The following is a 26,389-nucleotide window of genomic DNA, read 5'->3' on the forward strand; positions in this document are numbered from 1 at the left end:
GGGATCGCGCACGCGGTCACACTGCTCGCCTACGGTCCCGACGTCGCACTGATCCTCATCACCGGCGGCGTCGTGTCCCGGAACCCCGCGCTGCGCGCAGCAGTCGCCGCCCGGCTCGAGCACGACGACCGCCCCCTCGTCGCCCGTGCCGTCCCGGTCGCGGACCGCGTGCGCTGGCTGCCCGAGGACGTCGCCGTCGGCACCCGCGGTGCGGCGCTGCTCGTCTCGGAAGGAGTGACCGACTGATGGAGGTCGTCGTCACCACGTCCCCCGGCGAGGTCGCCGCGGACGCGATCGCCCAGCACGTCCGCCCGGGCGCCGTGCTCGGCCTCGCGACCGGCTCCTCCCCCCTGCCGGTCTACGACTCGCTGCTGCGCTGGCGCGACGCCGGGCTGCTGTCGTTCGCAGGGGTGCGCGCGTTCACGCTCGACGAGTACCTCGGCCTGCCCCGCTCGCATCCGCAGAGCTATCACTCGGTGATCCGCCGCGACTTCACCGACCGTGCCGGCATCGAGGTCGACGGACCGGACGGCGAGGCGGCGGACGTCCCCGCCGAGGCCGCTCGCTACGAGGCGGCCATCGCGGCCGCCGGCGGGATCGACGTGCAGCTGCTCGGGATCGGCACCGACGGCCACATCGGCTTCAACGAGCCGAGCTCGTCGCTCGCCTCGCGCACCCGGACCAAGACGCTGACGCCCCAGACCCGCGCGGACAACGCCCGGTTCTTCGGCTCGATCGACAAGGTGCCGATCCACGTGCTGACGCAGGGACTCGGCACCATCCTCGAGGCCCGCCACGTCGTGCTCGTCGCCGGCGGATCCGCCAAGGCAGCGGCCGTGGCCGCCGCGGTCGAGGGCCCGGTGAGCGCGTCCTGCCCCGCCTCCGTGCTGCAACTGCACCCGCACGTGACGTGCGTCGTGGATCCGGACGCGGCGGCCGACCTGAGGCTGACCGACTACTACCGCTTCACCATGGCTCACAAGCCGGACGGGCAGCAGTGGTGACCATGACCGCAGTGACCATGACCCCAGTGAACGGAGCACCACCGTGGCATCGGTGACCATCGACAAGGCGACCCGGACCTTCGACGGCCAGGAGCGCCCGACCGTGGACGCGATCGACCTCGCGATCGAGGACGGCGAGTTCCTCGTGCTGGTCGGGCCCTCGGGCTGCGGCAAGTCCACGACGCTGCGGATGCTGGCGGGACTGGAGGACGTGGACTCCGGTCGCGTCCTGATCGCCGACCGCGACGTGACGCGCCTGGCGCCCAAGGACAGGGACATCGCGATGGTGTTCCAGAACTACGCGCTCTACCCACACATGACCGTGGCCGAGAACATGGGCTTCGCGCTCAAGGTCGCGCGAGTCCCCAAGGCCGAGATCCGCACCCGGGTCGAGGAGGCCGCCGCGATCCTGGATCTCGTGCCCTACCTGGACCGCAAGCCCAAGGCGCTCTCCGGCGGTCAGCGGCAGCGGGTCGCGATGGGGCGCGCGATCGTCCGGTCGCCGAAGGTGTTCCTGATGGACGAGCCGCTGTCGAACCTCGACGCGAAGCTGCGCGTCCAGACCCGCACCCAGATCGCGGCGCTGCAACGCCGGCTCGGGACGACGACCGTCTACGTCACCCACGACCAGGTCGAGGCCATGACCATGGGTGACCGCGTCGCCGTGATGGACGCCGGAGTGCTGCAGCAGGTCGCCACCCCTCGCGAGATCTACGACCACCCCGCCAACGTGTTCGTGGCGGGCTTCCTGGGCTCTCCCGCGATGAACCTGCTGGACCTTCCCGTCGTCGACGGCGGGGTACGGCTCGGCGACGCCGTGATCCCGCTCGAGCGGTCCGTGCTCGACCTGGCGGGTCCGGTCGTCACGCTCGGGGTCCGTCCCGAGAACCTCGGCATCGCCGAGCACGGGATGCCGATCACCGTCTCGGTCGTCGAGGAGACCGGAGCGGACGCGTACCTGTACGGGCACACCGAGAACCTGACCGAGAACCTCGTCGCCCGCACCGACTGGCGCCGTCCTCCCGAGAAGGGCAGCCGAATTCACCTGGCACCGCTGGACCCGGCGGACGTCCACGTCTTCGACCCCACGACCGGCAACCGACTCTGATTTGACAATCGTTGTCAACCGTCTTGAGAATGGTTGTCATGAAGCTGCTCGCCGGCGCCGCATGCGCCGCCCTCCTCGCCGGAACCCTCGTCGCCTGTGCCGGGGACGGCGGTGACGAGGGAGGAACCCAGGTCGTCGCCTCGTTCTATCCCGCACAGTTCCTCGCGGAGCGCATCGGCGGGGACGACGTCTCGGTGAAGACGCTGACCTCCCCCGGCGCCGAGGCCCACGACCTCGAGCTCACCGCCAAGCAGGTCGTGGACGTCAACGAGGCCGATGTCGTCGTGTACCTGTCCAACTTCCAGGAGGCCGTCGACCACGCGGTCGAGGATGCCGACCGTGATGCCGGCTCCACCGTCGACATGGCCGAGGGAGCTGTCGAGGTGGAGGGTGGCCACGACCACGACCACGACCACGGCGACGAGGGCCACGACCACGAGGGTCACGACCACGACCACGGCGGCGTCGACCCGCACGTGTGGCTGAACCCGGCCAACATGGTGACGGCCGCCGCCGGCGTGCGCGACGCGCTCGTCGAGGCCGATCCCGACGGCGCCTCCACGTACGAGGCGAACGCCGACGAGCTGATCGCCGAGCTCGAGGACCTCGACGCCGACTTCACGAGCGGCCTCGCCTCGTGCGAGCAGACCGAGTTCGTCACGTCGCACGCCGCGTTCGGGCACCTCGCCGCGGCCTACGGCCTGACGCAGGTCCCGATCAGCGGCATCGACCCGCAGTCCGAGCCCAGCACCGCCGCCCTGGCCGAGATCACCGAGCAGGTCAAGGAGCACGGCATCACCACCATCTTCACCGAGCGACTGGCGTCCTCGGCCCTGGCCGAGACGGTGGCACGCGAGACCGGCGCGACCACGGCCGTGCTCGATCCGCTCGAGGGCCTGTCGGACGAGACGACCGGGGAGGACTACGTTTCCCTCATGCGACAGAACCTCGACGCGCTGACGAAGGCGAACGGCTGCTCGTGACGTCCACCCCCATCACGCCCGTCATCGACGCTCACGGCGTCACGGTCGACCTCGGCGGCACTCCGGTGCTTCGCGGGGTCGACCTGCGTGTGCTGCCCGGTGAGTTCGTGACGATCCTGGGCGCGAACGGCTCGGGCAAGTCCACGCTGGTGCGCGCCCTGGTGGGCCTGCTGCCGCATCGCGGCTCGATCGAGCTGTTCGGCACGCCGCTCGGGCGCTTCACCGACCATCAGCGGATCGGGTACATGGCGCAGCGGCCGGAGGTGTTCTCGGGCGTCCCCGCCACGGTCACCGAGGTCGTGGTGAGCGGTGCGCTCTCGCGCCGGCCCCGCTTCGGCTGGCCGACCCGCGCCGACCGCGCCGCCGCCGCGGACCTGATCGAACGCGTCGGGCTGGCCAGGCTCGCCAAGCGACCGATCACCCACCTGTCAGGCGGCCAGCAGCAGCGCGCGCACATCGCGCGGGCCCTGGTGGCCGATCCCGAGCTCGTCGTGATGGACGAGCCGATGGCCGGCATCGACGCGCACAGCGCCGAGGTCTTCGCGGGCCTGCTGGGCGAGCTCGACCAGCGCGGGACCGCGATCGTCATGGTGGCCCACGAGCTGGGCCCGATGGCGCCGCTGGTGGACCGCGCGGTCCACCTCGACAGTGGGCTGGTCGAGTACGAGGGTCCTGCCCAGGGTCCGGGCACCCATGACCACGCGCACGATCACGCGCACAGCAGCGAGCCTGCCGTGACCCGGCCGGTGCCCTCCGAGGGCCCGCTCCCGGGAGGCAGCGCATGAGCATCCTGTCCTACGAGTTCATGCAGTACGCGCTGGTCGCCGCGGTCATCACCGGCCTGTCGGCACCGGCCGTCGGCACCTTCGTGGTGCAGCGGCGGCTGGCCCTGCTGGGCGACGGGCTGGGTCACGTGGCGCTCACCGGCGTCGCGCTGGGCCTGCTGACGAACGTCGCCCCGCTCGCCACGGCCGTCGTCGTCGCGGTCGGTGGCGCGATCCTGCTCGAGGTCCTGCGCAGCGTCGGTCGCACCAGCGGCGATCTCGCCCTGGCGATGCTGTTCTACGGCGGGCTCGCCGGCGGCGTCATGCTGACCAACCTCGCGGGCGAGAACGCCGCGACGCTCAATCAGTACCTGTTCGGCTCCATCATCACGATGAGCGGCGTCGACCTGGCTGTCGTGGTCGTGCTGGGCCTCGTGGTGATCGCGACGACGATCGCCCTGCGGCCGCAGCTGTTCGCGCTCTGCCAGGACGAGTCCCAGGCCCGGGTCATGGGCATCCCCGTGCGGCTGTACGGGATGCTGATCGCCGTGCTCGCGGCGGTGACGATCACGGTCGCGATGCGCACGGTCGGCCTGCTGCTGGTCTCGGCGCTCATGGTGGTGCCGGTCGCGGCGGCCCAGCAGCTGACGCGCAGCTTCCGCTCCACCCACCTCGCAGCGATGGGCATCGGCCTGTTCTCGGCCGTCTCGGGCCTGCTGGCGAGCGTCCAGATCGACACCCAGCCGGGGCCCACGATCGTCGTGATCGCCCTCGGCGTGTTCATCGTGGCGGCGTTGGCGCACGGGCTGACGCACGTCCGTTCCCGACAGGAGGCACCTCGTGGTTGAGGCACCCCGCAACACCCGCCAGCGGCGCGCCGTCGCCGACCTCATGGAGGACCTCGACGGGTTCCGGTCCGCGCAGCAGATCCACGCGCTGCTCGAGGACCGCGACCAGAACGTGGGCCTGTCCACGGTGTACCGGACGCTGCAGGCGCTGGCCGACGCCGACGAGGTCGACGCGCTGCGCGCCGACGACGGCGAGACGCTCTACCGGCGCTGCAGCCGCGGCCACCATCACCACCTGGTGTGCCGGGCGTGTGGGCGCACGGTCGAGGTCGAGGGCCCGACCGTCGAGCGCTGGGCCGATCGCGTCGCCGAGGAGAACGGCTTCGCGGACATCGCGCACACGCTCGAGATCTTCGGCACCTGTGGGTCATGCAGGTCCTGAGCCGAGCCGAGTGGAAGCCGCTGGCGGACGCGCATCGCGAGCGGGCCCGCCAGTACACGCAGCCGCACGTCGAACGTCGTGAGCGGGGCGAGAAGCACCCCGTCGCGGACTTCCTGTTCGAGTACTACAACCTCTCCCCCGGCGCGCTCGAGCGCTGGCACCCGGGGCTCGGTGCCGGGCTCGCCGATGCTCCGGAGTACGCGGCGCTGGGCGCGTACGTCGAGGTCGACGGGGTTTCCTCCGTCGATGAGGCTCGGTTGGAGAAGCGGCTGAACGGACTGCGCTGGACGCGTGAGCTGCTCTCGCGGACGGCTTCGCGACCGGCGCGGACCGGCTGCTTCGGCCTGCACGAGTGGGCGATGGTCTACCGCGACGCGGACGACCGCCGGCACCCCGCTCCCCTACGCCTGGGCGCCGAGGGCACGGACCAGGTCGTCGAGTCACACAAGCTGGCGTGCACCCACGTCGATGCGTTCCGGTTCTTCACCGACCCTGCGCGCCCCTTGAACATCGAGGAGCTCGGCCGCGAGCACCAGCTCGACCGTGAGCAGCCGGGCTGTCTGCACGCGACGATGGACCTGTACCGGATCGCGTTCCGGCTGCTGCCGTTCATCGAGGCCACGATCGTCCTCGACACCTTCGAGCTGGCGCTCGCCGTGCGCGAGGTCGACATGATGGCCTCGCCGTACGACCTGAGCGACCTGGGCTACGAGCCGATCCCCATCGAGACTGCCGACGGCAAGGCTGAATACGTCCGCCGCCAGCGCGGCTTCACCGAAGCCGCCACTCCCCTGCGGGCTCGGCTCCTCGAGTCGATCGAGAGTCTGCTCGCAGTTCCCGCTTCCAACTAGGCAGTGCGCTGGTCGAGTGCCGGCGAGCGAAGCGAGACGGTGTATCGAGACCAGATGACCGACGTGACGCGAACTCCGCAGGATCCGCGACTCCCTCCACAAGGAAGCGGTCACCAACGGCAGGGAGGCCGAGTGACCGCAGGGTGCGCTGACTAAAGTCGACCCGTGACGATCACCGCCCGCACGGGAGCCGAGCTCACGGCCCGCGAGGTCTACGAGATATGGCGCATCCGCGACGTCGTGTTCGCCGTCGAGCAGCAGTGCGACGAGCCTGACGTCGACGGCGTCGACATGCGCGAGGACTGCACCCACCTCTGGATCGCAGACGAGTCCGGAGTCATCCAGTCCTACCTTCGCACCTACGTCGCCGATGGAGACCGCAAGATCGGTCGCGTCGCGACGCTCAAGGAGGCCCGCGGCCGGGGCCTCTCGGGCCAACTGCTGCGCGACGTCATCGCCCGCTGGGGCGTTCAGGAGCTGAAGCTCGGCGCCCAGGCCTACCTCGAGAACTGGTACGGATCCTTCGGCTTCGTCACCACCGGCCCGCACTACATCGAGGCCGGCATCGACCACGTCCCCATGACTCGTAAGCCCTCTGCGTAGGCCGGGCCCTGCGGCATTCCGCCCACAGAGACGTGTCTCGAGCAGTCACTGAGCCGCGCGCCCTAGATAGCCGCTGTCGAGCGAGAGGAGCCAATCGAGCGCGCCTCGCTTCGCTCATGATGCGGGTCCATGCACGGACATCCGCCCCTCTGTTCACGCCCCGAAGAGTCGCCGCTTCTTTTTCGGCGGCGGCGCGTTCAGCAACCTGAGATCGACAAGCCTTTGGGTGACTGACTGCGGGAGCGCCTTACGGTGTCCTTCGGGTGCGGCGTTCAACTTCTGGCGCAGCGTTTGTGTATGTCCGTGTCCTGCTCCACCGGCCCACAGCACAAGTTCGGCTGCGGTGCGGAAGTCGCCGACCGTGTTCTTGCCAATGAGGTCCGAAGCGAGCGCGCTCACGGCCTTCCTTACGTTCCCGTCGACATCCGCAGCCGCCTTCGCGGCCGTCAGCTGACCCGCCAACGCCGAGCGGTCGGGCTCGCGCGTGGCGACGCCGATATCTTCGGCGACCTTCTCCACGGCCTCTACGCCCAGACCGCCCGAACCGGCAACACGGAGCGCTCCATCGGAGGCGTCAGAGCGACGGAGTGCCAGCCACAGGGCGGTGCGCTCTTCAGTGTTAAGCGCGGTGGAGTACCGAAGCATGGCGGCCGAAGTGAACTGTGCCGCAGGCAAGACGGCGCAGGCGTCCTCTGAGCTCGGCTCGAGGGAGAGCCATGCGTCGGTCAGCGCTGTCGTTCGCTGGTCGAGGGCGAGATCGGTAAACGCCGATGCCGCTGGAGCGGGCCCCCCGAAGGCACTTCGGATAGCGAGTCGAAGTCCGAGCACTGCGGGCTTTTCGGCTTCGCTGGGCTCGTACTCGTCAACCGTCTCCGAGAGGGCCTCAGCGGCGCCCTTCGGGAGCTGACCTGCGAGGTTCCGCCATCCCGACGTCGCGAACGGGGTGAGGCTGATTTCGTGGAGCATGTCGCCGAGATCGGTTACGAATGCGTGGAAGAGTGGCGAGTCGTCCCCGGTGGCGAGCTTGGCGGACATAGCAAGTAGCGCCTCCTTGCGGTCCCACAGGAGTTGCCCCGCGGTGTCGTCGGCGCTCGCGTCGTCCCAGCCGATGTCCTGTAGTGCCGACGCAACGCTGGCGGCAATGCTCTCATCGGACGCCGCGCCCCACCCGGCGACCGTAACAGTCAGGTTCGGAAGCGTACGTAGCCTCGAGTCGGCCGCCGTTGCGAAGGCACCTACTAGGTCGTGGAGAAGTTGTTCAGCGACGTCGGCGACGTCGGAATCCCATTGGGTCGAGTCGTCCAGCGCCGGGCCCGCGTCTCCGTCGCCGACGTCGGCAGGGTTGGGCAAGACCGCGGCCCAAGAGTCCCTGTGCTGGCCGCTGCAGCGCTTCATACCCAGGAGCGCGTGCCTGGCGCGACGCGTTGGAGAGGACATCGTGCCGACCAGGCTGTCAATGTTCTCGACGACCCAACCGCGCAGTTGGTCGTTCGCGGCCTCCGACTGGGCGGTCGCGATGACTGCCGAGAGCAGCGGCTCGTGGTCGGTCCGACTTCGGACGACGTCGACGAGCTCGGCGAGGAGCGAGACGCCGTCTCCGGTCGGCTTGGGATCTGCCGCGACGGCGGCCTGCGAGGCTCTTGCGGAAGTCGTGGCGGCACCGTTGTCTTCGTTGTCCTCCGTCAGCTCGAGGTGGTTCAGCACTTCCAGGACTCGATCGGAGACGCTGCTCCACAATTCGACGGCGCTGTCGACGGGGGCGTCTCGCAGCGCGCGAAGAAGGGGTTGCTGGTGCTCCCCAAACGAGTCGGCGAGCATCGCGACGAGAAGGAGTCGGCCATCGTCATCGAGGTGAGGCAGGAGCACGGTAAGAGCGGCGAGGAGCTTCTCGGATGGTCCGCGCCTCGCAGCGCTCCCCAGGGTCTCGTGGACGACGTCGTGCGCGCCGGACCACGACGAGACGAGCAGTGCACCCGGCAGCGACAGGTCGGACAGGGTGCCGGATGTCACGGCGGCGATGAGCGAAGGCGCGACCTGCTGCGCGACTGCGGCTCGGTCCTCCGGGTCGAGGCGTTCGATGAGCCTGCAGGCGGCCTCGAAGGCGAACTTCTGACCCGGGCCTGTCTCGTTGTCGGCTTCTGTGACCAGGAGCGGGATCGCGACCGTGAGGGTGGACGACGACTCGTCATCGAACGCCGCCACAACGGAGTCCGGGGCAGTGTCGGTGGCGAAGTCGATGGCATCGCCAAGTTTCGGGTCGGCTAGTGCCTCGCGACCCCCGGCAGCTTGGAGGTAAAGCAGGTCCGGTCGAGGGTCGCGGATTCCGGCCGCGGCAACCTTCGCGAGGTAGTTGGCCAAGTGGCGGCGCAGCGTCTCCCCGGCAACCTCGAGGTCCCGGGCGCCGGTGGTCGTACCGTCGTCGGAGAGCAAACGGCCGGCAGCTGTGTTCGCTGGGTCGTCCTCGTCAACTGCTCCTATGGTGGCCGCCTTGGTCGGTTCCGTAGTTGCGCTGGCGCGATAGCGTGCGACCACGTCGGAGAGTTCCCCGGTGGGTGTCTCGTCGCCCCGGAGGTAGACCAAGAGCCGGGGCGCTCGATGCAGCTCGTCGGCAACGTTTGGGAACTCGGTCTGGAGTACGGTCAGGACTGCGACTTCGTGGGCTCGGTCGAGCCAGTCGAGGCCGCGCGAGTGGGCGATTCGCGCGTTGGTCGCGAAGTTGTTCAGCAGGACTTTCACGCGGCGGGGGCTGCGAACGTGGACGGGAACGAGAGCGAAGACAGTTCGGTCGAACGTGTCCTTGCCGTCGGCGCGCAGTTCCTCCCAGATGCCGCCTTGATCATCGACCAGGTCATGAGCGAACTTGGTCAGCGCTCTCGACCGCAGCGGCGGCAGCGCGAGTTGGTGCTGGAAGATCTTGTCGAGGAACGCCCCCGGGGTCGCGTAGTACGGCTCATCTTCCCTAACCGGTTTCGCCTGGGGCACCTGGCGCAGAGCGCGTTCGATGACCTCACGGTCTGCCGCCACGATGAACGCGCAGTTTTCCTCGTCGAGAAACGTCTTGAGGTCGATGAGGGTCGCGACGACATCCTTTGGATCACATCTATCGAGTTCGTCGATGAAGACCACTAGACGCTCGTGCTTGCCCCGAAGCGCGGACTTGACGAGGTCCTTGAACCGCTTGGCGAACTGATCGGAGCCCTCCGGTGCGGCGGTGGTGTTGGTGATGACCGCCCCTTCGAAGGCCTTTGGGCCGACCAGCGACGCCACAAGCGCCAGTCCGAAGACCGTGCCTGCCTGCGGCAGGAGCAGTTTGGATGTGACTTTGAAGTTGCCGTCGGTGAACGCCCACGCGATGCCCGCCTGGACGAGGACCCACAAGGCGGCTAGGGCGGCTGCGAGACCGATGCCGACGAGGAGGGAGAGCCAGTTCTTCCGCACCCACCCGAGGGTGTCCATCTTGGTGTCGACCTGGTCACTCTCCAGACCGTTGGAAAACTCGGGCTTGTCCTCGAGGTCCAGCTCGTGCGCAAGGCTGTTGATGAAGTTACGCTTCAACTCGCGGCCGCCGTACTTCCAAGCGTCGTAGCGGGCGATGCGAACCTTCTTAGGCGCGATGCGTGCCAGGTGCTTGTCAATCATTGAGTACACGCTGGATTTGCCAGAACCCCAGGGTCCGAAAAGGGCGATGTTGACCGGGGCGTCGGCGGACCAGGCAATCTCGGCGACGCCGCGGGCGATGGCGTCGTGCTCGAGGAGGTCCGGTGCGTCGGACGGAAGCCGGTTGTCCGGGATGAGGTCGCCAGGACGCACAATCTCCAACGCCTGCGGCGGCGGCAACTTCCCCAACACGTTCGGCTCCTCAGCGGTGGTTGTCTCGGTAGAACCCTAGGTGGCGACACCGACATCACATGACGTTTTGCTTTGGCGCGTCGTGCGAGTGCGCATTTACCGCCATCATCTTGAGTGCGACCGTGCCAGTTCCGGCAGGTCATCCCAAACTCGCCGCTGGTCCGTGCCATCTTTCACTGGCTCCTCGGCTCTCATTTCGGGAAGTGGCCATGAGCGCCGATGAGCTGGCCGACGCCTGCGGCGAGCCGCTGAACGACGGTCTCGCCCCACCCGAGCTCTGTACGTACGCGTGCGCCGTGACTCCTTCGACCCGATGCGAAGCACTGTCTTGAGGTGGCTCCTCCCGCAGCCTTCGACGGCGGCGTCGGGCGCATTGTGCAAGATGGAGTTGTTACGTGGCTGAGTTCCATCCCAAGCACATCAAGCCCGGGGTGCTTACTCAGCAGTCGTCGAGAGCCCGTCCCCTCCGCATCCCCGGGCCGGTCGATTACAGCGCTCCGGCCGATCCTTAGGCATCTGGAACCGAACGCCGTTTCGCTCAACGGCTCACGGCGCCCTGGATACGAGAGAGCGGCCAGGTCGGATCAACCAGGTTGAGCGTCGTCGTCGGCCAGTCCGACGATTCGCACTGTCGGTCGTACTCTGCTTGGAACGCAGGATGATCCTCCTCGGGCGCGAGTACCGCGACGGTCTCTTGAGGCAGGAACGACACACTCCCAACTCTTCTCCACTCACGTTCCCATGAGAAGTCCTTGCCCACGCCCGCCGTTTCGATGAATGGGAGGATCTTCGCGATTTGAGAGTCGCGGAATCGGACATCCTTCAGCTCGCCGTTGCCGTCCCAAGCCCGGGCTTTTCCGTTCGAGGCGATCTGCGCAAGTTCGTTTAGCGGCGTCGTAAGCCACGATTGCCCGGGCACTGTGTTCAGGTACCAGACGGGGTTGAATCCGTATCCACGTGCCCAGTCCTTGGTGAACACCAATCCGTACGGTGCGAACCGCCATGAACGGCCAGGGATCTCCGAGCAGAACATTGACCAGTGGGCCATAGGGGCTTCGGACATGCACACCACAGAGAGCTGATCTAGCACTTCCTGCGGCGCCGCTTTCTCCTCTAGGAGAGCCTTTCCGATCCCGTGCACCCGACTTGCTTTGAGAACTTGGCCATTCAGTATCTTCAGCAGAACCTCGCGAGCAGAAGTCCCGTCGGCTTGACCTCGGGTGAAGTGCACGAAGAAGGTACTCAGGTCAGATCGACCTGCAAGTAGGTCTTTCACGTCCGGCATGTGCTGATGCTAGTGAGTAGCGCTCCTCTGTCGCAGACCCATGAGCGAAGTCGAGAGGTGCGTCATCCCGCCACTCATGGCAATAAGGCCCTGCGCCTAACGCCTAGGCCGGCTCCAGCGCACCGAACGGGAACTTGATAAGCCTCAGTCGCCGGCCGGCATGCCCGATCGGTCCTTCGGTTCCCTCCAACCATCAGGAACCGAGTCTGCCGCGATACCGGCGTTAGGCGACGGAAGGTGACGCTCTTCGATGTTCACCACGTATCGGTTCCACCCGACGCCAGCTTGAAATCGAGCGAGCCAGACCTTCGTCGATCCTTGACGATCATCCGGATCTCGCCAAGCTCGGCCGCGGAACCACACGTCAGAGATGCCCTCAGGTAGTTCCAGGTCCTCGACCTTTTCCCCCGGCGCATCGTCGTAGGTGTCGGAGAGTCGATAGAAGTAGTGATTCACGTCGTGACCCCGTCCGAAAAGAAACAGGTGTCTTTCATCTGCGGGTTGCGCCAAGAGCTTGTCCACGTTTCCCTTAGCCCAGTTCGTCTCAAGCATCTCGTTACACACTTGCGCGAGCTCGCCGAGACGTGTCGGGACGGATCCGCTTTCACTTTGAGTACGCCCCTCGCGCTTCGCTGCCGCCCACTCCTTCATCAGGTCCTCCGCTGGGGGCGAGGTGATTTCGACGATCCCTCGACGGCGCTGGCCATCGGGGTAGAGCCAGATGCCATCCGGCATCTTGTTGCCGCCGCCGGCATCCGCCAGCCGGATATCGACCCCAAGGACCTCCTCCATAGCGAGGAAGGCGATCTCCTCTTCCCGCTTTGCCTGCGCGCCCACTGCGTTGCTCATGACCGGAGGCTACCCGGCCGGCGCAGGCTTCGTTGTGCCTTCCCGCAGGTGGGCTGGTAATTCGCCCGAATGAACCAACGACCTGATGGTGGCGCCATTCCGCCGCGTCGAGGTCGTCCGGACTGCCGATGAGCAGGCACAGCTCCGTTCGAAGTCGAGTGAGAGATCAGGCTGGCTCCTCAGTCTCCGATTTCTCAAGTTAGGAGAAGGGGCTTTCGAAACGACGACCGCCGGCGGCCGTCGTTGCCCTTCCGACGATACGTCCGCATCCGCCGCCGATGGCTGCGTCCTACCGCCGCGATTGACGTGCTGCTGCCACATGGGTCCCAATTGCAGCGCAGGCCTTTCCCAATTTCACCGCTCAGACGTTTCCGAGCGGCTTCTCAGCGACCCTCGCTCCCAACCTGGCCGAGCAGTGCCTCGAGAAGGTTGTTCACACGACGATCAAGCCCCACGTTGTGGCCGCAATGCTCACATTCGTCGAGACTCGCAGGAACGGAAAGGTTGCACTGCTTGCAAATGTCCAAGACTGCTTGGCTTGACCTCCGCGTCCTGCTGCCCTCTCTCGCATCGACAGCACGTGACTTTGACAGTTCGATCCGTACGTCCCCAGCCACGTCCGCATTGTTCGGCCATGCCCATATGAATGTGGCATGCAGGAGGAGTCCGTTGATTGGCATGTCTCGAAACGAACTCCGATTGGGGCCGCCATGCCCTGCGACGTATCCGCCCGATGGGGGCACGTAGAACTCGGTTACGCCTGTCTCGTCAATCCAGGTTCGCGCGATCGCTCGGTCTGCTGCAGACCACTGCGGAAAGTACTCGAGAGCTTCTTTGCGCGTGAGAATCAGCGCATCGATGGGGATGGATGCCACACGCGATTATCCCAAGTGGGAACCCTGGTTCACAGGTACTGCATGCGGCGAGCCGAACGCAGATTCACGCGTTCTTTCACCGCGAGTGACGGTCGAGTCTCAGATGAGAACCGCCGCATAGGCAACACCAAAGGCGATCGCCAACGCGGCAGTTCGTACTTCGCTGGTCGTCCTCGAGGCCATGGGGTACCGAGCGTCGAGCCATCGGACGAACCCCGAGAAGCCCAGCAGGAGGACGAACAGCACGCCGACATGCACGACAAAGTCCACGCTGCCAGTGTGACGGACGACTTAAGTCAGCGAAGCGAAACTCGGCCAGCCCGCCATCTAGACGGAGGCTGGCGGGACACCGTCCGTCCGTTCGCGCTTTTGGCATCGTGATTTCCGCCGCGAGCGGTCGCCAGCGTCGCCTCGCGAGTGCTGCCGAGGCCTGTCAGGCTCGAGACATGTTGGTTGAGGCCAGCGGGCCCGCGCATCCGGACGCGGTCTGGCGATTGTTCGCAGATCCCTCGCAGTGGTCGTCCTGGGCGCCACAGATCCGACACGTGGAGCCCACCCGAACCAGCCTGCAACCGGGCGACGTCGGCCGCGTGCACGGGCCGGGACCGCTCGCCGTCGACTATGAGGTCACCGAGGTCGACGCTGGTCTCCGGACCTGGTCATGGGAACTGCTCATCCGGCGGAGGCGCATCCGGATGCACCACTGCGTGCTCCCGACCGCGGACGGCGGCAGCCGTGCGCTCATGCAATTGAACGGTCCGCTCGCCCTCCCGGCTCAGGCTTACCGTCCCGTGGCAGGTGCAGCACTCCGTCGACTCGTCGCCATGGCTTCGGACGCGCCGGACGCCGACGAGGCGATGGTCGAGCCGGATCGGCCCACCGGGCTCGTCCGCGAGTTCGACTTCGCCTTCTCCCCCGCGTACGCCAAGGCTGCCCGCCCGTTCGGCATCAGCGCCGCCACGACGTCGGTCGAGGTCGGCCCCCGCTGGCTGTACGTCCGCTACGGACCGTGGAAGCTGCTGACCCCGCGCACCAACGTCATCGCCGCTCACGTCACGGGCGACTTCAAGTTCGTCAAGACTGCCGGTCCGCCCCACCTGTCGTTGAGCGACCGCGGCGTGTCGATGACCAGCAACGGCGACAGGGCACTGTGCCTGGAGTTCGCTCGACCGGTGATCGCGATCGACACCACGGGCAGCATCCGACATCCCGGCGCGACGCTCTCCGTCTCCGACCCCGAAGGCTTGGCGGCGGCGCTGGACCTCGATCACTGATCGCGGCCACCAGACAATCCAGACGCCTCAGTTCGCACGGCCCCCTCGATCAGGCGCCGAACTCCCCCTGCAGCGCCGCCAGGATCTCGGGTGCCGCCTCGAAGAACTGGTCCTGTCCGTCGTCGCCGATCTGCAGCAGCGCGAGGTCGGTGAAGCCGGCATCGGCGAACGGGCGCACTGCCTCGACCAGCGCGTCGATGTCGTTGCCACAGGCGATCTGATCGGCAACGTCCTCGGGGCGGACGAACTGGGTGGCCGCGTCGAACGCCGACGGGCCGGGAAGCTCGGCGTTGACCTTCCATCCACCGGCGAACCAGCGGAACTGCTCGTGAGCGCGGGCGACGGACTTGTCCCGGTCGGCGTCCCACGAGATCGGCAGCTGACCGACCTTGCGTGCCGGCGTGTTCGTCTGGACAGCCTCGTCGAAGGACTTGACGGCGTCACCGTTCGGCTCAACCGCAATCATGAAGTCGGCCCACGGGGCAGCGACCTCGATCGACTGCGGACCACTGACCGCGACACCGATCGGCACCCGCTGCTCCGGCAGGTCCCAGAGCTTCGCGGAGTCGACCCGGTAGTGATCGCCGACGAAGTTGACGTACCCGCCGTCGAGGAGCTCGCTGATGATCTGCAGCGCCTCGGTGAACCGCTCGTGACGGACGTTGACGGGGTCCCAGCCCTCACCGATCACGTGCTCGTTGAGGTTCTCCCCCGCGCCCAGGCCGAGCGAGAAGCGCCCCTCGCTCAGCACACCGAGGGTCGCGGCCTGCTGCGCCACCACCGTCGGGTGATAGCGCCCGATCGGGCACGTCACGTACGTCATCAGCTCCAGCGTCTGCGTCGCGTTGGCGACCGCGCCCAACGTCACCCACGCGTTCGGGCTGTGCCCCTGCTCGTCCAGCCACGGGTTGAAGTGGTCGCTCATGACGGCGAAGGGGAAGCCCGCCTGCTCGGCGGCCTGGGCGTACTTCACCAGGCTCGACGGCGGGGACTGCTCACACATGAGTGTGCATCCGATGGAGAGGCTCATGGTGCTCCGGTACCCGTGACGGCACGGTTCATTCCCGGTCGTCAGTGTCAGGTCACGTCAGCGCGGAGGTGGCCAGCGCGTGCACCAGCGACTTCCCGTCCTGCTCCACCTCGGACTCGCAGACGGTGAGGTTGTCGCCGCGCTTGCGCACCGTGGCAGTGACCGTGAGCGGGCCAGGCTTGCCGGGGCGGAGGTAGGTGACCGTGAGCTGACTGGTGGCAGGCGTCTCGTCCTCCACGACGCTGAGGATGGCTGCGCCCATCGTCGTGTCGACCAGGGTGGCCAGCAGTCCGCCGTGGATGGTGCCGGCCTCGTTGAGGTGCCGCTCGTCGGCATCCAACGTGAGCGTCGCTCGTCCGTCGGTTGCCTCGGGCGAAGAAGCGCCGATCGTCGCGAGGAAGCTGTGTTCGGTGTCAGTCACGAGGTCTTTGTACCCCTCGCCGCCACAACGATGCGTTCGCCATACTCAGCGCATGAGCAGTGACCGGGCCGACAGCCTGCGAGGCCTGTACCAGTCGTTCAATGACCGAGACCTCGACGCTGTCCTCGCGGCCATGGCACCCGACGTCGACTGGCCCAACGGCTGGGAGGGCGGCCGGTTGCTCGGGCGAGACGAGGTCCGCGAGTACTGGGAGCGCCAGTGGCGCGAGATCCGCCCGGCGATGATCGTCCGGAGCATCGTGGATCGCCCCGACGGAACAGTCGAGGCACGCGTCCGCCTCGTCGTTCGCGACCCGGCCGGGACCGTCCTGGAGCGCTCCGAAGTCAGCCACGTCTACGAGTTCGACGGGCCTCACGTCCGACGCATGACGCTCGGATAGTCGTGCGGCCGGCTCGGCAGCGTCGCGGCCGGTGAGGCGACCTCGTCCGGCAGACTGCAGGGGTGTCCGACCCGCTGCGCAGGCTGCTCGCCGCACCGCCCGACCTCCCGGTCACCGCGGGCCTGGCGGCTCTCGACGAGGCGCTTCGCACCCGCGGCGTCGCGGTGGTCCACGCACCGCCGGGCACCGGCAAGACGACCTTGGTCCCACCCGCGGTCGCCAACCTCGTCCCCGGGCGGGTCGTCGTCACTCAACCCAGTCGCATCGCGGCTCGCGCGGCAGCTCGTCGACTGGCGCACCTGCTGGGTGAGCAGGTCGGCGAGACGGTCGGCTACTCCGTCCGCGGAGACCGCCGCACCAGTCGCCGCACGCGGATCGAGGTCGTCACGACCGGACTGCTGCTCCGACGGATCCAGCACGACCCCGAACTGGCGGGCGTCGGCGCGGTCGTGCTCGACGAGGTGCACGAGCGCCACCTCGACGCCGACCTGACGCTCGCCCTGCTCATCGACATCCGAGCCAACCTGCGCGAGGACCTGTCCCTGGTGGCGATGTCGGCCACGATCGAGGCCGAGCGAACGGCCGCGCTCATCGGTGGCGACGAGGCGGCCCCGGTGATCAGCGTGCCCGGAGCGCTGCACCCCGTCCAAGCCGTCTGGTGTCCGCTGCCACCGGGAGCGCGCCGCACCGACGACCGCGGGATCACCCCGGCGTTCCACGACCACGTCGCCGCGACCGTCCATCGCGCGCTCGCCGAGCACGAGGGCGACGTCCTGGTCTTCGTGCCCGGTATCGCGGAGGTCGACGCGACCATCCGGCGCCTGACCGGCGTGGACGCGGACGTGCACGCGCTGCACGGACGCCTGCCCGGCACCGAACAGGACCGTGCGCTCAGCGAGGGCCCTCGTCGCCGCGTGATCGTCTCCACCGCGGTCGCCGAGTCGTCGCTGACGGTGCCGGGCGTGCGCGTCGTCGTGGACGCCGGGTTCTCGCGCGAGCCCCGCACCGATCACCGCCGCGGGCTGGCTTCCCTCGTCACCGTCGCCGTGAGCCGAGCCGCCGCCGAGCAGCGAGCAGGCCGGGCCGGCCGTCTGGGACCGGGCGCCGTGCTGCGTTGCTGGTCCGAGGCGGAGCACGCCCACCTCGACGCCCACCCCGAGCCCGAGATCGCCACCGCCGACCTGACGGCCTTCACCCTCGAGGTCGCCTGCTGGGGCAGCCAAGACGTCCGCGACCTGGCGCTGCTCGACCAGCCCCCGGCGCACGCCATGTCCGCCGCCAGGCAGGTGCTCCTGGAGCTGGAGGCGATCACCGAGGACGGCACGGCAACCCCACGGGGCCGTGTTTTCGCGGGCGTGCCGGTCGACCCGAGACTGGCGCGAGCCCTGATCGACGGCGCCGGCCTGGTCGGGACCAAGCGCGCCGCCGAGGTGGTCGCGATGCTCAGCGAGGACATCCGCGCTCCCGGCGGAGACCTGGTGGCTGCGCTCCGTTCCCTGCGCGGTGGCCAGCGGGCCGGCTCGTGGCGCACCCAGGTCAAGCGGCTGGAGTCCATCGTGAAGGAGCAGTCCGAGCCGCAGCGCACGCATGACGCTCGAACGTTGACCGACGACGTGGCGGTCGGGCTGGTCGTGGCGTTGGCACACCCCGACCGGATCGCGCGCAAGCGCTCCGGTTCCTCGAGCTACCTGATGACGTCGGGGACGGGCGCGGCTCTCGATCCCCGCGACCCGGGCCCCTTGACCGGCCTCGAGTGGCTCGCCATCGGCGATGCGGATCGGCGGTCCGGGGCACGCGAAGCCCGCATCCGGGCGGCGGCCCCGCTCACCGAGGACCTCGCCCTGGAGGCCGCGGGCTCACTGTGGACCGAGGTGGACGAGGTCAGCTGGACGGCAGGGCGCGTGCTGGCTCGCCGGCGCACCCTGCTGGGCGCGATCGAGCTCAGCTCCGTCCCGCTCAGCGACCCGCCGGCGGAGGCCGTCACCGCGGCCATCCGCGACGCCGTGGAGACCGAGGGGATCAGCCTGTTCACCTGGTCGGAGTCGGCCACGGCACTGCGTGCTCGGCTCGACTTCCTGCACCGGGCGCTCGGTGACCCCTGGCCCGACGTGAGCGACGCGGCACTGACGCAGAACCTGCAGTCGTGGCTCGGACCGCAGCTGGCGCGGGTCCGCTCGGCCCAGCACCTCCGGCGCATCGACATCGGAGCCGCGCTGCGGGCACTGTTGCCGTGGCCCGAGGCGGGCCGGCTCGACGAGCTCGCTCCCGAGCGGGTCGAGGTCCCCAGCGGCTCGATCGTGCGGATCGACTACTCGCAGGAGCAACCGGTGCTCGCCGTCCGGCTGCAGGAGGTCTTCGGGTGGTCCGACGTGCCGGTCCTCGCCGGTGGCAGGGTCCCGCTCCTGCTGCACCTGCTCTCTCCCGCTCGGCGCCCCGCAGCGGTCACGGCCGATCTCGAGTCCTTCTGGGACAACGGCTACCCGGGCGTGCGCGCCGACCTGCGCGGGCGCTACCCCAAGCACGCCTGGCCCGACGATCCCCGCAGCGCGCCGGCGACGCGCCGGATCAACACGCCCCGCACGCGACGCTGACCGGCGTGTTGCTCCTACGCATTCCAAAAAGGTCGAGGATTCCAGTCACCTGGTGACTGGAATCCTCGACGTTGGCCCACCCAGGCGTCGATCGACAACAGCGCCCGTACTCTGACCGAGACATGACCAAGCGAACCAACCGTGACGCGCAGCTCCAGTTCATCGTGGTGGCGCGGACGGAACCCGGGCCCTATCCACACCCGGTCGAGGTGGCCGTCCATCCGAACGGCGCCAACTCGCGCATGTCGTTCTCGGTCGGACCCCACGCCGCGAACGCGGGCGGACAGGTTGCGTTGTCGCGCGTCCTCGACGAACAGCAGACCGGCCTCAACCCGATGTTCGACCTCGAGTTCGACGCCGGCGACCTGCACTGGCTCGTGCCCCACCTGGTCCGGCTCCAAGCCGGCGAGGACGTGACCGAGGAGATCGTGCAGGCCTACGCGGACAAGCACGGTCGAGCTCCCGGCTGGATGGAACAGGCACGCTTCGGCGAGTGACTCAGAGGGGCGCGGAGTCCTTGAACTGCGCGAGCTGCAGGAGGTTGCCGCACCCGTCCTCGAACACGGCGATGATCACCGGGCCCACGTCGGTCGGCGGCTGGCTGAAGGTGACGCCCGCGCCGACGAGTCGGTCGTGCTCGCGCTGCACGTCGTCGACGCCGAGCACGCAGAACGGGATCCCGTCCTCGAGCAGGGCATCGGTGAAGGTCGCTGCGGCCGGATGCGCCTTGGGCTCGAGCGACACCTCCGTGGCATCCGCGCTGTCTCCGAGGCGGACCGTCAACCACCGGTGCTCCCCGAGGGGCACGTCCGCGGTCACCTCGAACCCGAGCGTGGACGTGTAGAAGTCGCGTGCCTTCTGCTGGTCGTCGACGAAGATGCTGACCGTCTGCAGTTTCATTGCCGTTCCTCTCGTGGTGGCCACCGCTCGATGATCTGGGCGAGCGGAGCCGTGTTGATCGTGTGGAGCTTGTAGCGGCCTCGCCGTTGGGTCCGCACCAGGTCCGCCGACTCCAGGACGTCGAGGTGCTGCGAGACCGCCTGCCGGCTCGGTGTGAGGTCGTGGTTCATCGCCAGTCGCGAGCACAACTCGAACAGGGTCTGCTCGTCCCGCTGGATGAGCTCGTCGAGGAGCGCACGCCGGGTGGCGTCCCCGATGGCCTTGAAGACGTCACCCACACCGTCATGTTAGGCAAGTGATCACTTGCCTGTCAACGCCGGGGCTATGGACTCGCCCCCGGCCGTGAGTCATCCTGACGATGTCGAGCGCCGCCGATCCCGTGGCGTGTGACAGGGAAGCTGGCTGACGACATGGACCGCTCACCCGAGGCATCGGAAGCACTCGCCCGCGCTCACGAACACGCCCTGCGCTGGCTCGCCTCCCTGCCCGACCGCGCCGTCCCTCCGAAGGCCCCGGTGGCCCAGGTCGCCGAAGCCCTCGGCACCGAGCTCCCCGACGGCCCGACCGATCCGGTCGAGGTCATCGACCTGCTGGCCGAGGCCGCGGAGCCGGGACTGACGGCGATGCCGTCGGGTCGGTTCTTCGGGTTCGTGATCGGAGGCACCCACCCCGCCGCGTTGGCGGCGGACTGGCTGACATCGGCGTGGGACCAGAACGCCGGGATGCGCACGGTGACTCCCGCGACCACCGCGCTCGACGACATCGCCGAGGGATGGGTCCTGGAGCTACTCGGCCTGCCCGCGGACGGCGCAGTCGGGTTCGTGACCGGCGGCACCACGGCCAACTTCACCTGCCTGGCCGCCGGCCGCGACGCCGTGCTCACCCGGGTCGGCTGGGATGTCGCCACCCGCGGACTGGCCGGCTCGCCGGGGATCCGCGTGCTGGCCGGGGCCGAGACCCACGGCTCGGTCGACCTGGCCCTGCGCTACCTCGGACTGGGCGCGCCCGAGCTCGTCCCGGTGGACACTCAGGGACGGATCGACCCCGCGGCACTGCGAGAAGCTCTCGAGTCGGGGGACGACCGGCCGGCGATCGTGGTGCTCCAGGCCGGCAACATCCACTCGGGTGCGTTCGACCCGTTCGCCGAGGCGATCGCCGCCGCCCACGACCACGGCGCCTGGGTGCACATCGACGGCGCGTTCGGGCTGTTCGCGGGTGCCTCCCCCGCCTTCCGGCACCTCGTCGACGGCTACGAGTCGGCCGACTCGTGGGCGACGGACGCCCACAAGACGCTCAACGTGCCCTACGACTGCGGGCTGGCGATCGTGCGTGACCCGGCAGCCCTGCGGGCGGCGATGTCGATGCAGGGCGCCTACCTCATCCAGGACGCGGCCGGCGACCCCTTCGAGAAGGTCCCCGAGCTGTCCCGCCGCGCCCGCGCCGTCGCGGTCTGGGCCGTGCTGCGGTCGCTGGGCCGCACCGGGGTCGCCGAGCTGGCGGAGCGGCTGGCCCGCCACGCGCGAGCGTTCGCCGACGGCATCGACGGCATCGACGGCGCCGAGGTGCTCAACGACGTGGTCTTCACCCAGGTCTGCGCCTCGTTCGGCGACGACGACCGCACGCGCGACGTCGTCCGCAGGATGCTGCAGGACGGCACCGCCTGGACCACCGGCTCGGTGTGGCACGACCGGGCCGTCCTGCGCATCTCGGTCAGCAACTGGTCGACCACCGAGACCGACGTCGAGCGCACTCTCGAGGCGCTGCGCGCAGCCGTCGTCAGTTGATGATCTCGGCGCGTCCGTCCGCGTGGAGCTCCGCCAGCCGGTCGCGCCAGTCCTGCAGCCCCTCCGGGCTCAGTCGAGGCCAGTCATCCACCTCGCCGACGACCCGGATCGGCTCGGTGCTGCGGTAGGAGCGCGTCGGGTTGCCCGGGAACTTCTTGTCCGTCACGTTCGGATCGTCCTCGAAGCTGCCGGTCGGCTCGACGAGGTAGACGCGCGGGTCGGCATCGCCGGGCGCCAGCTCGGCCGCGAGGCCCGCTCCGTTGATCGTCGCCGTGAAGTACACGTGGTTCATGACGATCTCGGGTCGATAGTTCGACCGGAAGCCCGCCGTGAGCAGGTCGCCGACCCGCAGGTCGGCCTTGGTGCCGTGGTAGAATGGCCCGTCGTCCAGTGGATTTTCCATTCGCGACAGCCTAGATCCCGAGGGCACTCATGGGCGAGAGTTGCCCCATGACTGCGAACCCCACCGGGATCCGAGAGACCCGCCAGGGACGCGACAGCGTCGTGTTCACCCGCACCTTCCGTGCCCCGATCGAGGACGTCTGGGCGGCGGTCACCGAGAGCGGCCGGCTCGAGCGCTGGATCGGCACGTGGACCGGGGACCCGTCCACGGGCACGGTCGTGTTCCGCATGAACGCCGAGGGCGATGACGTCCAGGACGAGGCGTTCACCATCCACCGGTGCGAGCCTCCGCGCGTCCTCGCGGTCTCCTCCCCCGCCGCAGCCGACGAGGCGCCCTTCGACGTGCTGCTGGAGCTGAGCGAGGACGCGGGCACCACCACGTTGACGTTCAGTCAGGTCATGACGGACCCCGAGGTCGCCGCCGGTGTCGGTCCGGGCTGGGACTACTACCTCGACCGGCTCGTCGCCGCGGAGACCGGGGCAGACGTCGCCGCGATCGACTTCGACGACTACCACCCGTCGCAGAGCGACCACTACCGTGCGCTGTTCACCTGAGCGCGTTTCGGCTCAGACGCTGAGCACCGGCTCGAAGTGCTCGACCGTGGGGAACGGCTCGTAGAAGTGGTGCAGGAGCCGTCGCCACTGCTGGTACTGCTCTGAGCCCCGGAAGCCCTCGGAGTGGTCCTCCAAGGTCTCCCACTGCACGAGCAGCAGGTAGGTGCCGGGCCGCTCGATGCACCGGGACAGCGTCAGGCCGAGGAATCCGGGCATGGCGGAGATGATCTGCTTCGCCTCGTCGAACGCCTCGACGAACCGCGCCTCGGTTCCGGGCTTCACGGGAAGGAGCGCGTGCTCGAGGATCATGCCCGCAGCCTACGGACCGCCGAGGGGCCTCAGTCGATCAGCCGGTCGAGCAGATCGAACGAGTCGTACGGCTGGTCGATGTCGCCGAAGTGGCCGTCGTCGCGGACGATCAGGGTGCCACCGAGTCGTTCGTGCATCGCCCGGCCCTGCCGTGCGTCGCAGCCGTACGGGTCCTCGCGGGAGTTGATGAAGTACAGGTCGCGGACGTGCTCCCGGATGGCCGCCCAGTCGTAGGAGTCCTGCAGCACGGGCTCGTACCCGGCGTTCGGCGCCGTGCAGTAGCCGGCGACGAGGAGTGCCTGGTCCACCCGCGTGTCGATGTGCTCGAGGATCGACAGCAGGAGCGCGGCCCCGCCCGAGTGGCCGACCAGCACGGTGTCCGCGTCGAAGGTGTGCTGGGCCAGCACCTTCGGCAGGAAACTGGCGATGGGCTCGACATTCAGGTCCCGGTGGTGCGGTGCCTCGACGGCGTACCCGCGCTCCACCAGCCGCTTGCGCAACCACGGCAGCCACACGACGTCCGGGTTCGCCCCGGTGCCGTGGAAGATGATCGCCTTGCGGGTCATCAATCGTCCTCTCGTCGTGCTGACTGCTGCTCCGTCGCGCGCTGTCGGCGTCCCTGACTATCCTCCACCCATGCCCGACCAGGCCTTGGAACTCAGCTTCGACCCTGCCTCCGCATCCTCCGTGGAGGCGCAGTGGGAGGCGCTGAAGGCCGCCGGTCTCCCGTCGCAGGCCGACCACCGGTCGATGACCAATGCACCGCACGTGACGCTGGTGGCGGCCGTCGAGGTCGCCCCCGAGGTCGTGTCGGCGGCCCGCGTGGCGATCGCGCCCCTGCTGCCCGCCCGGATCGAGGTGCGGGGGCTGGTCCTGTTCGGCCAGGGTCCCCGCGTGACCATCGCCCACCTGGTCGAGCCAGACCGGATGCTGGCGGCCGCCGTCGAGCGGATCCGCGCGATGGTCCCGGCCCTGCGCCACCCGGTCTGGACCCCGCACGTCACCGTGGCGCGACGCGTCCCGCGACGCCTGCTCCCGCAGGCCCTCGAGGTCCTGCACGCCACCGAGACTCCGCAGGAGCTGGGCTGCGACCGCCTCCGCTGGTGGGACCCCGCGCAGGACCTCATCGAGGACGTCGCGACCGTCAGGTGACGGCGATCGGCTCCGGTACCGCGTCGGTGACGCGAGGCTCGGGGCGCCGCACCCACACCCGGTCCCCCAGCAGCACCAGCACGGCGGGGAGCACGACGAGCCGGATCACCGTGGCGTCGATCAGGATGGCGGCCGAGAGCCCCACCCCCAGCATCTTCATCTCCATCATCGAGAGCGTGGCGAAGATCGCGAAGACGGAGACCATGACGGCAGCGGCACTGGTGATGACGCCGGCGGTGTCCGCGATCCCGCGGTGCACGGCCTCGCGAGCCGGCAGGCCCGCGTCGACGAGCTCGCGGATCCGGCTCAGGACGAACACGTGGTAGTCCATGGAGAGCCCGACCAGGACGACGAAGACGAAGATCGGGATCCAGTCGATCACGAACCCCGGGCTGGTGAAGTCGAGCAGCCCCTCGCCGACTCCGTGCTGGAAGACGACGGCCAGCAGTCCGAAGGCCACAGCGACGGACGCCAGGTTGAGCACCGTCGAGACCAGCCCGAGCAGGACGCTGCGGAAGGCGAGCACCATCATCACCATCGTCGACAGCAGGACGAACCCGAGCAGGATGGGCAGCCGCTGGTCCTGCTTGTTGCCGTAGTCGAGCGAGGCGGCCGCGCCGCCGCCGACCGCCCACGCGCTGTCGTCGCCGAGGTCGCCGAGAGCTGCCGGAGCGAGGCTCCCGCGCAGCCGCTCGATCGCCTGGGTCGCGCGGTCGTCGGCCTCCTCGTACGGCAGGGCCAGGTCGATGACCGACGTGTCGCCGTCCTGCGAGGTGCGCACCTCGGCTCCGTCCGCGACGAAGTCGTCGGTGCGCTCAGCGTCCGAGGCGAGCCTCTCGAGGGCCGCACGTGCCGCGGCGGGCTCCGCACCGGTCACGACGACCTGGGCGGAGGTCCCCTCCGCCGGGAAGGCGCGGGTGATGTCGCGCAACGTCTGCACGGCGGGGATGTCGGCGGGCAGCGTCTCGATGCTGGCCTGGTGCGTCTTCATCGTGACGGCCGGCACCGCGAGGGCGATGATGCCGATCGAGGACACCGCGAGCGCGGCGACGGGATGCCGGACCACCGGGCCGATGAGGCGCCCACTGATCGTGCCGGTGCCCACTCGACGGTTGAGCCGCCACAACAGCGGGATGCGGGGCCGGTCCACCCAGCGACCGAGCTTGACCAGCAGGGCGGGAAGCACCGTGATCGAGCCCAGCACCGCGACCGCCACCACGATGATCGAGCCCGCGGCGAGTGAGTTGAAGGTGACGTCGGTGAGGACGAACAGGCCGGCCAGCGCGGTGATGACGGCCGCGCCGGACACGAGGATCGCGTGGCCCGAGGTCTCGGCCGCGATCGCCACCGCGTCGAGTGTCGTCCGGCCCTCGGCCCGCTCCCGGCGCTCGCGTTTAAGGTAGAAGAGCGAGTAGTCGACTCCCACGGCCATGCCGATCAGCACGATCATGCTGAGCACCGTCGGCTCGGCCGGGACCAGCCAGGAGACGGCGGCGCTGATGCCGACCGTCGCGGCGACGCTCGTGGCCGCCAGCAGGACCGGCAGCCCCGCGGCGATGACCGCCCCGAAGGCGATCAGCATGAGGACCAGCGTGATCGGGAGGCTGATGAACTCCGCGGAGTGCAGGTCCTCCCCCACGCGCTCGTCGATGGCGTCCCCGATCGTCACGTCACCCGCCTGAGCGACGACGAGGTCCGGGTGCGATGCCTGGACCGCGGCTGTCTCGTCCAGGAGCGGACCGATGTCGACCTCCTCGGACGTGAGCTCGACCGACACCAGCAGGGCTTCTCCATCCGCACTCGGCACGGGTCCCTCGACCGCCGCGACGCCGGGAGCGGCCCGCATCCGGTCGGTCACGTCTCGCGCGGCGGCCTGCGCCTCACCTTGGTCGAGCTGGCCCGCTCGGCTGCGGATCAGGACGCTCTCGTACGGGGACGGCGCCAGCCCGGAGGCCTCGACCCACTGGTCCGCCCGGCCGGACTCGCCCACGCGATAGTCCGCGTCCTCGGTCTCGTTCGTGGGGATGGTGGCGGCGAGGCCGACGGCGATCGCGACGAACGTCAGCCAGGCGCCGATGGCGCGCCAGGGATGGGTGGCGCTCCAGCGCGCGGCACGGGCGGGCAGGGCACTCAGGCCTGTGGACATGACGACTCCTGTGGGGCGGGACGG

General features: G+C 68.9%; 28 protein-coding genes and 1 pseudogene. 17 read left to right on the forward strand and 12 right to left on the reverse strand.

The window, feature by feature from the left end; translation table 11 throughout:
* The 9 genes from RT323_RS07115 to RT323_RS07155 all read left to right on the forward strand — a co-directional run.
* Nucleotides 1–246 (forward strand): hypothetical protein (locus tag RT323_RS07115; protein WP_313406383.1); only part of this gene is annotated, 246 nt, incomplete at its 5' end.
* The gene (locus RT323_RS07120) at nt 246–1,004 is read left to right on the forward strand and encodes a glucosamine-6-phosphate deaminase (protein ID WP_313406385.1); all 759 of its coding nucleotides are present in this window, start codon (nt 246–248) and stop codon (nt 1,002–1,004) included. The genes RT323_RS07115 and RT323_RS07120, both read left to right, overlap by 1 nt.
* A 43-nt stretch (nt 1,005–1,047) precedes the next feature.
* Complete coding sequence (locus RT323_RS07125; protein ID WP_313406386.1) at nt 1,048–2,112, forward strand: sn-glycerol-3-phosphate ABC transporter ATP-binding protein UgpC; 1,065 nt, start codon at nt 1,048–1,050, stop codon at nt 2,110–2,112.
* 38 nt (nt 2,113–2,150) lie between these two features.
* On the forward strand, nt 2,151–3,095 hold the full coding sequence (locus RT323_RS07130) for a metal ABC transporter solute-binding protein, Zn/Mn family (RefSeq protein WP_313406388.1): 945 nt from the start codon (nt 2,151–2,153) through the stop codon (nt 3,093–3,095).
* Nucleotides 3,092–3,880, forward strand: a complete 789-nt coding sequence (locus RT323_RS07135; protein ID WP_313406392.1) for a metal ABC transporter ATP-binding protein — start codon at nt 3,092–3,094, stop codon at nt 3,878–3,880. Before RT323_RS07130 ends, RT323_RS07135 begins: the two co-directional genes overlap by 4 nt.
* A complete protein-coding gene (locus RT323_RS07140) occupies nt 3,877–4,707 on the forward strand; it encodes a metal ABC transporter permease (protein ID WP_313406395.1) in 831 nt (276 codons plus the stop codon). The genes RT323_RS07135 and RT323_RS07140 overlap by 4 nt, the downstream gene beginning before the upstream one ends.
* Nucleotides 4,700–5,089 carry a Fur family transcriptional regulator gene (locus RT323_RS07145; RefSeq protein WP_313406397.1) on the forward strand — a complete coding sequence of 130 codons (390 nt, stop codon included), beginning with the start codon at nt 4,700–4,702 and terminating at the stop codon, nt 5,087–5,089. Before RT323_RS07140 ends, RT323_RS07145 begins: the two co-directional genes overlap by 8 nt.
* On the forward strand, nt 5,077–5,940 hold the full coding sequence (locus tag RT323_RS07150; RefSeq protein ID WP_313406400.1) for a 3-methyladenine DNA glycosylase: 864 nt from the start codon (nt 5,077–5,079) through the stop codon (nt 5,938–5,940). The genes RT323_RS07145 and RT323_RS07150 overlap by 13 nt, the downstream gene beginning before the upstream one ends.
* Nucleotides 5,941–6,105: 165 nt before the next feature.
* Nucleotides 6,106–6,543: a GNAT family N-acetyltransferase gene (locus RT323_RS07155; RefSeq protein ID WP_313406403.1), complete on the forward strand. Its 438-nt coding sequence runs from the start codon at nt 6,106–6,108 to the stop codon at nt 6,541–6,543.
* Between the two features lie 153 nt (nt 6,544–6,696).
* Here RT323_RS07155 and RT323_RS07160 read toward each other — a convergent pair whose 3' ends face one another.
* The 4 genes from RT323_RS07160 to RT323_RS07175 all read right to left on the reverse strand — a co-directional run bounded on the left by RT323_RS07160 (nt 6,697) and on the right by RT323_RS07175 (nt 13,671).
* Nucleotides 6,697–10,392 carry a P-loop NTPase fold protein gene (locus RT323_RS07160; protein WP_313406406.1) on the reverse strand — a complete coding sequence of 1,232 codons (3,696 nt, stop codon included), beginning with the start codon at nt 10,390–10,392 and terminating at the stop codon, nt 6,697–6,699.
* A 538-nt stretch (nt 10,393–10,930) separates the two neighbouring features.
* Nucleotides 10,931–11,677, reverse strand: a complete 747-nt coding sequence (locus RT323_RS07165) for an abortive infection system antitoxin AbiGi family protein (RefSeq protein WP_313406408.1) — start codon at nt 11,675–11,677, stop codon at nt 10,931–10,933.
* A 144-nt stretch (nt 11,678–11,821) separates the two neighbouring features.
* Entirely contained in the window at nt 11,822–12,526 is a 705-nt protein-coding gene (locus RT323_RS07170; RefSeq protein WP_313406410.1) for a hypothetical protein, read from the reverse strand.
* Between the two features lie 974 nt (nt 12,527–13,500).
* The gene (locus tag RT323_RS07175; RefSeq protein WP_313406413.1) at nt 13,501–13,671 is read right to left on the reverse strand and encodes a hypothetical protein; all 171 of its coding nucleotides are present in this window, start codon (nt 13,669–13,671) and stop codon (nt 13,501–13,503) included.
* A 176-nt stretch (nt 13,672–13,847) separates the two neighbouring features.
* On the opposite strand from RT323_RS07175, the pseudogene RT323_RS16700 reads away from it, so the two are divergent.
* Nucleotides 13,848–14,222, forward strand: a pseudogene (locus RT323_RS16700) (SRPBCC family protein); the annotation flags it as partial.
* A 3-nt stretch (nt 14,223–14,225) separates the two neighbouring features.
* On the forward strand, nt 14,226–14,675 hold the full coding sequence (locus RT323_RS07180; protein ID WP_313406415.1) for a hypothetical protein: 450 nt from the start codon (nt 14,226–14,228) through the stop codon (nt 14,673–14,675).
* Nucleotides 14,676–14,724: 49 nt separating this feature from the next.
* Here RT323_RS07180 and RT323_RS07185 read toward each other — a convergent pair whose 3' ends face one another.
* Together RT323_RS07185 and RT323_RS07190 are read right to left on the reverse strand one after the other, a co-directional pair.
* Nucleotides 14,725–15,705, reverse strand: a complete 981-nt coding sequence (locus RT323_RS07185) for a TIGR03557 family F420-dependent LLM class oxidoreductase (protein WP_313406416.1) — start codon at nt 15,703–15,705, stop codon at nt 14,725–14,727.
* 52 nt (nt 15,706–15,757) lie between these two features.
* A complete protein-coding gene (locus RT323_RS07190) occupies nt 15,758–16,126 on the reverse strand; it encodes a PaaI family thioesterase (RefSeq protein ID WP_313406419.1) in 369 nt (122 codons plus the stop codon).
* Nucleotides 16,127–16,178: 52 nt separating this feature from the next.
* Between RT323_RS07190 and RT323_RS07195 the strand changes: the two genes are divergently transcribed.
* The 3 genes from RT323_RS07195 (at nt 16,179) to RT323_RS07205 (ending at nt 19,614) form a co-directional block, all read left to right on the forward strand.
* Nucleotides 16,179–16,526 (forward strand): nuclear transport factor 2 family protein, encoded by a 348-nt coding sequence (locus tag RT323_RS07195; protein ID WP_313406422.1) that lies wholly within the window; start codon nt 16,179–16,181, stop codon nt 16,524–16,526.
* A 62-nt stretch (nt 16,527–16,588) separates the two neighbouring features.
* A complete protein-coding gene (gene hrpB, locus RT323_RS07200) occupies nt 16,589–19,117 on the forward strand; it encodes an ATP-dependent helicase HrpB (RefSeq protein WP_313406425.1) in 2,529 nt (842 codons plus the stop codon).
* 122 nt (nt 19,118–19,239) lie between these two features.
* Nucleotides 19,240–19,614, forward strand: a complete 375-nt coding sequence (locus tag RT323_RS07205) for a hypothetical protein (protein WP_313406428.1) — start codon at nt 19,240–19,242, stop codon at nt 19,612–19,614.
* Between the two features lies 1 nt (nt 19,615).
* On the opposite strand, the gene RT323_RS07210 is transcribed toward RT323_RS07205, so the two are convergent.
* Nucleotides 19,616–20,017 carry a VOC family protein gene (locus RT323_RS07210; protein ID WP_313406430.1) on the reverse strand — a complete coding sequence of 134 codons (402 nt, stop codon included), beginning with the start codon at nt 20,015–20,017 and terminating at the stop codon, nt 19,616–19,618.
* Nucleotides 20,014–20,295: a metalloregulator ArsR/SmtB family transcription factor gene (locus RT323_RS07215; RefSeq protein WP_313406433.1), complete on the reverse strand. Its 282-nt coding sequence runs from the start codon at nt 20,293–20,295 to the stop codon at nt 20,014–20,016. Before RT323_RS07215 ends, RT323_RS07210 begins: the two co-directional genes overlap by 4 nt.
* A gap of 132 nt (nt 20,296–20,427) precedes the next feature.
* Here RT323_RS07215 and RT323_RS07220 point away from each other — a divergent pair, with 132 nt between their 5' ends.
* A complete protein-coding gene (locus tag RT323_RS07220) occupies nt 20,428–21,801 on the forward strand; it encodes an aminotransferase class V-fold PLP-dependent enzyme (RefSeq protein WP_313406436.1) in 1,374 nt (457 codons plus the stop codon).
* On the opposite strand, the gene arr is transcribed toward RT323_RS07220, so the two are convergent.
* On the reverse strand, nt 21,794–22,204 hold the full coding sequence (arr, locus tag RT323_RS07225; RefSeq protein WP_313406438.1) for an NAD(+)--rifampin ADP-ribosyltransferase: 411 nt from the start codon (nt 22,202–22,204) through the stop codon (nt 21,794–21,796). The genes RT323_RS07220 and arr overlap by 8 nt on opposite strands.
* A 47-nt stretch (nt 22,205–22,251) precedes the next feature.
* On the opposite strand from arr, the gene RT323_RS07230 reads away from it, so the two are divergent.
* Nucleotides 22,252–22,758, forward strand: coding sequence for an SRPBCC family protein (locus RT323_RS07230; protein ID WP_313406440.1), 507 nt, complete (start codon nt 22,252–22,254; stop codon nt 22,756–22,758).
* Between the two features lie 12 nt (nt 22,759–22,770).
* Here RT323_RS07230 and RT323_RS07235 read toward each other — a convergent pair whose 3' ends face one another.
* Nucleotides 22,771–23,067: an antibiotic biosynthesis monooxygenase gene (locus RT323_RS07235; RefSeq protein WP_313406442.1), complete on the reverse strand. Its 297-nt coding sequence runs from the start codon at nt 23,065–23,067 to the stop codon at nt 22,771–22,773.
* Between the two features lie 29 nt (nt 23,068–23,096).
* Nucleotides 23,097–23,633 (reverse strand): alpha/beta hydrolase, encoded by a 537-nt coding sequence (locus RT323_RS07240; RefSeq protein ID WP_313406445.1) that lies wholly within the window; start codon nt 23,631–23,633, stop codon nt 23,097–23,099.
* Nucleotides 23,634–23,703: 70 nt separating this feature from the next.
* Between RT323_RS07240 and RT323_RS07245 the strand changes: the two genes are divergently transcribed.
* Complete coding sequence (locus tag RT323_RS07245) at nt 23,704–24,219, forward strand: 2'-5' RNA ligase family protein (RefSeq protein ID WP_313406448.1); 516 nt, start codon at nt 23,704–23,706, stop codon at nt 24,217–24,219.
* Here the strand turns inward: RT323_RS07245 and RT323_RS07250 are convergent.
* A complete protein-coding gene (locus tag RT323_RS07250; protein ID WP_313406451.1) occupies nt 24,212–26,365 on the reverse strand; it encodes an MMPL family transporter in 2,154 nt (717 codons plus the stop codon). The two genes, RT323_RS07245 and RT323_RS07250, sit on opposite strands and share 8 nt — an antisense overlap.
* Between the last annotated feature and the right edge of the window lie 24 nt (nt 26,366–26,389).

Origin of the sequence: Aeromicrobium sp., assembly GCF_032084975.1 — a bacterium.
Taxonomy (GTDB): Bacteria; Actinomycetota; Actinomycetes; order Propionibacteriales; family Nocardioidaceae; genus Aeromicrobium.